This window comes from Hymenobacter terrestris, assembly GCF_013377905.1.
GTDB classification, from domain to species: Bacteria; Bacteroidota; Bacteroidia; order Cytophagales; family Hymenobacteraceae; genus Hymenobacter; species Hymenobacter terrestris.
The window spans coordinates 1-1,157 of sequence record NZ_JABKAV010000150.1; the positions used below are offsets into that span (position 1 = coordinate 1).

Here is a 1,157-nt window from a genome sequence, read left to right on the forward strand (position 1 = left end):
TGTATAGTCCCAGCATGTGATGGTGTATTTTTCGGGCTGGAATTTCGCACGCATCTATGGGACAAGTACTCCACGGCAGCTCCCGCCTGAGCGGCGGCAGTACGGCGCGCTATCCAACACAGCCAGCAAAGCCTACAAGGCTTAGCCACGCGCTACAGCATCAATCCGAAAACGGTGGCCAAGTGGCGCAAGCGCCCTGACGTACGGGACGCGCGCATGGGCCCTGAACCGACTTCGACGGTGCTTAGCGCTGAGCAGGCGGCCATTGCCGTGGCCTTTCGTCGGCACACCCTGCTGGCGCTCGATGACTGCCTATACGCGCTGCAAGCGACGATTTCGCACCTGTCTCGTTCGGCACTGCACCGCTGTTTCCAACGCCACGGCGTCAGCCACCTGCCGCTGAGCGAAGACGGGCAGAGTCCGCCGAAAAGGAAATTCAAAGAGTATCCGCTTGGCTACCTGCATGTCGATTTTGCCGAGGTGCAGACCGAGCAAGGTCGCCAGTACCTGTTCATAGCCATCGACCGCACTAGTAAAGTAACGTCTGCCGAACTCCACCCACGGGCCATACGGGTCGTGGCGGCTGAATTTTTGCGGCGCGTACTCGACAAATTGCCCTATAAAGTGCACACCGTGCTGACGGACAACGGCGTGCAGTTCACGCCGCAGGCGCACCAGTTTCTGCCGGGTGGGCACAGTTTTGACCGCATTTGCCGCGAGTATGGCGTGCAACACCGCCTCACCAAGCCAGCTCACCCGTGGACCAACGGCCAGGTCGAGCGCATGAACCGCACCATCAAGGAAGCCACGGTCAAGCGTTTCCACTACCAGACCACAGAAGAGCTCAACGAGCATCTACAAGCCTTTTTACTGGCGTATAACCACGCCAAGCGCTTGAAGACCTTACGCGGGCTGACACCGCACGAATTTGTCTGTGCGCAGTGGCAAAAGAACCCCACTACCTTTACCCGAGACCCGACCCACTTCACACTGGGACTATACACGAGCCAGAACACGGCGTTGAGAAACAGCCGGTTATCAGTATCTGTCCGCCCAACGTCGCCCGCTTTGCCCGATAGATGCGGCGCCAAAGCGGCCCAGGCCCGGTCACTACGCTCATCAATACTGCTCTCGAACGCAAAGATAATTGCCCGTAC

Annotated in this window: 1 pseudogene; it reads left to right on the top strand. The window is 58.8% G+C overall.

From position 1 onward, the window contains the following. Positions 1-56 precede the first annotated feature (56 nt). Positions 57-1,005, top strand: a pseudogene (locus tag HW556_RS18355) (IS481 family transposase); the annotation flags it as partial. Between the last annotated feature and the right edge of the window lie 152 nt (positions 1,006-1,157).